The sequence below is a fragment of the Rhodothermales bacterium genome, from assembly GCA_034439735.1.
Lineage (GTDB): Bacteria > Bacteroidota > Rhodothermia > Rhodothermales > JAHQVL01 > JAWKNW01.
The window spans coordinates 39,217-45,525 of the sequence record JAWXAX010000029.1 but is presented as its reverse complement, the minus strand read 5'-3'; the positions used below and the strand labels follow the sequence as shown (position 1 = coordinate 45,525).

At 64.0% G+C, this 6,309-nt stretch carries 4 protein-coding genes; 1 reads left to right on the top strand and 3 read right to left on the bottom strand.

Annotated elements, in window-relative coordinates; translation table 11 throughout:
• Window positions 1–279: 279 nt before the first annotated feature.
• Window positions 280–3,144: a T9SS type A sorting domain-containing protein gene (locus tag SH809_02000; GenBank protein ID MDZ4698453.1), complete on the bottom strand. Its 2,865-nt coding sequence runs from the start codon at window positions 3,142–3,144 to the stop codon at window positions 280–282.
• 279 nt (window positions 3,145–3,423) lie between these two features.
• On the opposite strand from SH809_02000, the gene SH809_01995 reads away from it, so the two are divergent.
• Window positions 3,424–4,734: a hypothetical protein gene (locus SH809_01995; GenBank protein ID MDZ4698452.1), complete on the top strand. Its 1,311-nt coding sequence runs from the start codon at window positions 3,424–3,426 to the stop codon at window positions 4,732–4,734.
• Window positions 4,735–4,801: 67 nt separating this feature from the next.
• On the opposite strand, the gene SH809_01990 is transcribed toward SH809_01995, so the two are convergent.
• On the bottom strand, window positions 4,802–5,482 hold the full coding sequence (locus tag SH809_01990) for a protein-L-isoaspartate(D-aspartate) O-methyltransferase (protein ID MDZ4698451.1): 681 nt from the start codon (window positions 5,480–5,482) through the stop codon (window positions 4,802–4,804).
• Window positions 5,483–5,508: 26 nt separating this feature from the next.
• Entirely contained in the window at window positions 5,509–6,270 is a 762-nt protein-coding gene (gene cdaA / locus SH809_01985) for a diadenylate cyclase CdaA (GenBank protein MDZ4698450.1), read from the bottom strand.
• Window positions 6,271–6,309: the final 39 nt, after the last annotated feature.

Genomic DNA, 6,309 nt, shown 5'->3' with positions numbered 1-6,309 from the left:
GCTACGTCCTGGGACGCAGCGGCGATCGCGTGGTGATGCGCACCTACGGCGGCCAGATCTGGGCCGAGCCCAACCCGTGGGACCCCGACGAAGACCCGGCCATCCGTCTGCCCGAGATCCCGATGCCGGATGGAACGGAAACGATTAGGATTAGCGATTAGCCAATAGCGATTAGCGATTAAACGATTGGGGAACGGGGAAAGGCCGCCACCATTTATTCGCTAATCGTTTATTCGCTAATCGTTTATTCGCTAATCGCTAATCGCTATTCGCTAATCGCTATTTCATCAGGCTCATCAGCTTCGCGGTTTCGCCTTTTGACGTCTCGATCCGGTAGAGATAGAGGCCGCTCGGGAGGTTGCTTGCTTCGAAAGCGACCGTGTTGCGGCCGGCCGGCTGGAGGCCCTCCAGCAGCACGGCTACCTCGCGGCCGAGCATGTCGTACACCGCCATGCGGACGTCACTTGCCTCCGAAAGCATAAACGCGATCTCCGTCGTCGGATTAAACGGGTTCGGATAGTTCTGCTCCAGCCCGAATTCCAGGGGCAGGCCGGCCGGCGAGTCCGCCCCGTCCAGGCCGAAGCTCATGTGTTCGATGTGGATGGTAAACGGCGTTGTTGTATTGCCATTGCCCAACGCGTAGAAGGCGAGCAGCGTCACGTCATTCGCGTCGAATGCGTCGCCCTGGACGAGGGAGCGGCGGAAGTCGGCGAAGTTGATCTGGTGCGTCGTAGGTTCCGGGGACAGTTCGAACGTGTAGCCGAACTGATCCCACGTGTCGATGCCGGCTTTTTCGATCACGAGGCGGACGCGGCCCTCGCCATAGGCAGAGAAGGACAGGTTGCCGTAGTCGGACAGGTCGACCGGCTCGCCATCGGGGCGCAGGTAGCGGAACAGGCTCGCCCAGTCGGTCACCGTGCCGTCCAACGTACCGCCGCGCTCGACGACATAGCGGTCGCCGACGAACGTCTGCCGGAAGCCGTGCGTCTCGAAGGCGTCGACTGTGGTCTGTTCGCCTGCGGCGAAGCTCCAGGGGCCGTCGGCATGGTAGATCTGGTCGTAGCTTGCAGAGGCTTCGTGTTCGACGAAGAAGGCGGCGTCGTAGACGGCGCCCACCTCGACGTCGACCGTCGAATAGTGCGTGCCCGGGGCGGGGGCCGGCAGCGCGATCGTCCGCATGAAGGGGGTTCGAATCCGGTTGTCGGCGTCGCTTTCGGTCATCGCCAGGGAGCCGCGGAGGGTGACCTGCGTCGGGCCGACGCGGTTGGCGAGGCGAAGACGAAGCGAGCCCTGGCGGTAGGTGCCGTCCACCACGAACACGCTCGGCGCTTGGGTGTCGTCGTTGGCGTAGGTCACGTAGCCGCGCTGGCCGAGCCGGCCAAGCAGGTCGCTCAACAGCGCCTGCGTGAATTCGGGAGCGACGCTCCAGATTTGCATGTTGATGACCTCGTCGATGCCGTCGGGCACGTCGTACTCTCGGGGGGCGAATCGGCTATCGATCGTGTACCGATCGCCCTGGCGGTAGGCCACGAAGCTGATCGCGTAGTCGATCTCGCCGTTCGGCTGGTGCAGCTTGGACAGGATGAACGGTTGCTCGTTCACGGTCACCGTCCGTACATCGCTGAGCATGCCGCCGCCGAGGCGGTCGCAGGTGACTTTGGTATGGTCGTACAACTCGCCGGAGGCCGACGTGGCCGTGAAGATCGCGGCCACGCGCCGGCCGTCGAGGCGGATGTAATCCACTGCGAGCACGCTCGTCGCATTGGTGAAATCGAGCAAGTCGACCGGGGAGACCTCGAAGGCGCGGCTGAACTGGGGCCCTTCTTCGGGGATGATGCCGGCGACGTTATCGGAAGCCAGCCCGTACACGCGTTCGCCCTTGAGCGTCTGCGCATGAAACGGCACGGGCTCCGGTGCGGCGCGGAGGGCTCGGGCGGCCTGGGCGTCCTGCCGGCGAGTGAACATACGCCGCGCAAGCTGGGAGGCCATGTTGCCGTCGCTCTCGATGCCGCCGTCGCCGCCCCCCGAGGTGCTCCCCGGGGTGACGGCGGCCGAGGCCCAGTCGTCCTCCGAAGTATCTCCGTTGCCGGGTGTCGAATCGGGGTCGGGCGGCTCCGCGGCCATGACCTCGACCACGTTTTCGACCGGCAGCATGGTTTCGACGCGTGCGGTGAGCGTTCCGGTCACGGAAGCGCCAGCCGCGAGGGCGTCGATGGCGATCTCCAAGGAGCTGGCGTTGAGGACGACCGTGCCGTCGCCGGCGTAGTCGACATATACCAGCCCGGCCGGCATCCGATCTTCTATGCGAATGCCCGTCGCTTCGTCCGGACCCTGGTTGGTAAGGGTAATCGTAAAGACGACCGTCGCGCCGGAGTCGGGCGCCGGGTTATCCACCGTTTTGGCAATCTCAAGGTCGGCCGATGCGCCGGGCGTGAAGGTGATGTTGTCCAACGCCCCAGAGCCCTGGCGGGTGACACGCATGGTGCTGATGTCTACCGCGTTGGTGGCGACGACAACCTTACCGTTGTCGCCGGTGGCCGGCGGGGCGACAGCCGTCACGACGGCACCGGCGGCGTCGAGGAACTCAACGATCATCGACTCGTGCGTTTCCACATCCAGCGCCGTGAAGGCGGTGACGGAGATCGGTGTCGGGAAATCGAGGCGGAGGGTGGTATTCCCGCCGTGGTCGCGGGGATCTGCCACGGGGTCGGAATTAAGCGTGCCGCAGCCCTGTTGGACGATCAGTACGTTGCCGAGCGGCCTGTCGTTCGGATAGGCGCTGCCTGCCTCCCCGCCCGAGCCGATGCCGGGGCCTCCGTAGGTTTCATTCGGCGTGCCGAGGTCCTCGTCGTCACCCGAGCAGCCGCCCGGGCAGGTCGTGGCATAGATCACGGCGGCGTTGGCCGCGCAGCCGGGGTTTGTGCCCCACACGCTGATGTCGCCGTATCCACCTGTGGCGGTCACGGAGCGGACAATCTGCCCTTCCATCAGGCTTTCAAAGTCGATGACCTGGGACTGGGCGAATACGCCCCCAGCGGTGAGGATGTGCAGGGCGAAGGCGGCGAGAAGAGGCAGCGAGCGCTTCAGCGTAGGGTGCACGGATGCGGCCGAGATCGGCGCATCCGCATAGAGTAAGTAGGGCATTGTAATTCCAGGGGCATGTGTATACCGGTACGCTTGGTATCGGCCACTGGTACCACAATCCAAGCCGCGAAGTTATGCGTGAAATGTGCTGTTTTTGTGTGAGATTGGATCTGCCTATGTACTGACCGTGCGCTCCAGGCGGGGCGCCGCGCTGCCGGCGGGCGAGTTGACTTTGCCGAGGCTTCCTGCTAGATTGCCGGACCGGATTACAGCCCGTCCGTTACGAAGCCCGCCACGTGCGGGCGTATCTCAAAGCTCACGTCCTTCCTCGTATTCTGCATGAGCAGCACCCTCGCTATCGTGCTCACTGTTGCGTTCGGGATTTTACTGGTTGTCGGTTTGGGCGCTCTAGTTTTGTACAAGCGGTTCGAGCGCTCCGCCATTGGCACACGGACGATCCCCTCGCCGCCCACCGTGCCGCCTCAGCAGGAGCTGAGCGCGCTCGGTATCCTTGAAATCAAGCCCAGGGCGCGCCGGTCGGACAGCCCGCCGGCCCAATCGGCGCCGGTTCCGGTTGCTTCGCCGACGCCTGCTTCGCTACCTGTGATTGAGCCCGTCTCCGAGTTGGTGAATGCACGGGATGAGGAGCTCGAGCCCGAACCGGTCAGCGCACCTCCGGTCGAACGCGTGACCGCCCCTGTCGAACCCGAGCCTCCGGCGCCTGCGAAACCGGCGTCTGCGCCGGTCGCACAGAGCGGCGGTCGGCCGGACCTGGTGGCTTTGCTCCAGGCCATCCGGGCCTCCGCCGGCGGCTACTCGGTGTGCCTCGTCCGTCAGGACGGCGGCAACCGGTACGAGGTTGTCGCCATCGTTAGTGAAAACGAGCACGTCCACGCCGACGGATCGATCTCCATCCACCCGTCCCTCCTGGTAGAGGCGATGGAGCTGGTGCCGGTCTCCATCAAAGACATCGGCAGCGATGAAACGACCTGGGAGGCGCTCGGCTACTACCGCCAGCCGGTATCGGTGCGGCAGGTGGCCGTAGCGCCGGTGCGGGTGCCGGACGACGAACTGGCCTATCTGTTGCTCATCGACGCGCTGGCCTGGCGGGACCTCGACGATCCCTGGCAGCGCTTGCTTCTGGGGCAGTTCGCCACGTTGATCGGGACCTACCTGGGCTCGCCGCTCCCCGGCGATGCGGTCCAGAAAGATCGTCTGCGCATCCGGCCCCGTCGTGAAATCATCGCCGAAGAGATGGAGAACGCACGGGCCAACGAGTTGCCCCTCTCGCTCGCGCTCATCTACCTCAACCGGGCGGAAGCCATCGCCGGCCAGGGTGTCAAGGCGCTGGGTGCCACGGAACGCGCGATGCAGAAGTCCCTTCAGGAGGCCTTGCTGGACGGCCGGCTCGAACGGTTCGGCGAACTCACGTACGGCGTTTTCCACCATGAAGAGGTGTCCGATGTCGAGGCCTGGGCGCTGAGCCTGCAGGAACAGTTGGCCGCGGATACCGAGCACCTCGTCGGCGGGGTGAGCATCGGCATCGCCCTCCTGCACGACCGCCACACCACCCCTGACGCCCTACGCGCCGACGCCACCGAAGCCCTCCGCGAAGCATTCGAAACAGGCGCGTGCACGATCATCGAATGATGACGTTGTGCCATCGTGTCCGTATGGTCCGGATTCGGAGCCGTTGTGTCTGACGATTAACGCGTTTTTACCGGTTCCCCCGGATCAATTTCCCCTCCCCAACCAGCGGGACGAAGCGGAAGACGTTGGTTTCTTCGTGTCGATAGGTGTGTTCGCCGGTGCGGTAAATGCGCTTCATCATCTGTTCGTCCGCCGATCCGACGGGGATGACCAGGCAGCCGCCGGATGTGTCGCCTTTCGGCTGGGCGAGTTGTTCCAGCAGCGCTTCGGGCACGCCGGCGGCGCCGGCGGTCACCACGATTTTGTCGTAAGGCGCAAAGGCCGGCCAGCCGAGCGTTCCGTCTCCGCACTTGGTGATGACCCGGTAGCCGAGCTCCCGCAGGATCGCCTTCGCGCGGTCGTGCAAGGCCTGATGCCGTTCGATGGAATAGACCTCGGCGCCCATCTCACATAATACCGCCGCCTGGTAGCCGCTCCCGGTGCCGATCTCGAGAATCCGATCGCGCCGTTTCGGTTCGATCAGCAGGGTCTGATGGGCCACCGTGTAGGGCTGGGAGATGGTCTGGTTGAGCCCGATCGGCAGGGCCTCGTCTTCGTAGGCGCGCTGTTGCATGGCCGGCTCGACAAACCGGTGCCGCGGCACCCGGCCGATGGCGGCGAGAACCCGCTCGTCCTCGATCCCTTTGACGCGCAGGTCCTCCACGAGGCGGGCCCGAAGCCGGTCGTATTTGCGGTCGTCGGAGGTCACGGTAGGGGATGGTTGAGGGAGAAGTGTCACGCCAGCGCGTCAGTAAGGTAGGAACGGAGCTCCTCGGCGGTCAAACGCGAGATCAATTCTCCGCTTTTCGAGATCGAAATGTGGCCGGTTTCTTCGGAAACCACCACCACGAACGCGTCCGTCTGCTCGGTGAGGCCGACGGCCGCGCGGTGGCGCAGGCCGAGGTTCGGACTGAGCCGGTTGCTGTTGGAGACCGGTAGGATACACCGCGCGGCTTCGATCCGCTGGTTGCGGATGATCAGGGCGCCGTCGTGCAGCGGGTTTTTTTCGAAGAATATGGCGATGAGCAGGTCACGGCTGATCGCCGCCTGGAGCGGGGTGCCGGTTTCAATATAGTTGCGCAGCCCCGTTTGTCGCTCGAATACGATCAGTGCCCCGATCCGTTGCTTGCTCATTTCGGCGATCGCGGAGATCACATCTGAAATAACGGATTCCTGGCTCTGGGGGACAAAAAAGCGCTGGGCGAGGGGGTTGTTTTTGCCGAGCAGGAACAGGACGCGACGGATTTCGGGCTGGAATAGGATGATGACGGCGACGGCAAACACCTCGTTGATCGATCGGAAGAGGGTCTGAAGCATCGTCATGTCCGCCCAGGCGACAACGATCTGCACGAGCGAGAGGGCGACGATCCCCAGGAAGATCTGGACGGCGATCGTGCCGCGCATCAGTACATACAGCTTGTACAGGATGAACGCCACGATGCCGATCTCGATGAGATCGACGACGCGGATCGGTATGAACCACTCGAATAACGTCAACGCGGAGGCCGGCTTGATGAATAGCCCAAGGTAGGCTTC

Coding starts and splice junctions, on each gene's coding strand:
- SH809_02000 (MDZ4698453.1), bottom strand. CDS start 3,144: ATGCCCTACTTACTCTATGCGGATGCGCCGATCTCGGCCGCATCCGTG.
- SH809_01995 (MDZ4698452.1), top strand. CDS start 3,424: ATGAGCAGCACCCTCGCTATCGTGCTCACTGTTGCGTTCGGGATTTTA.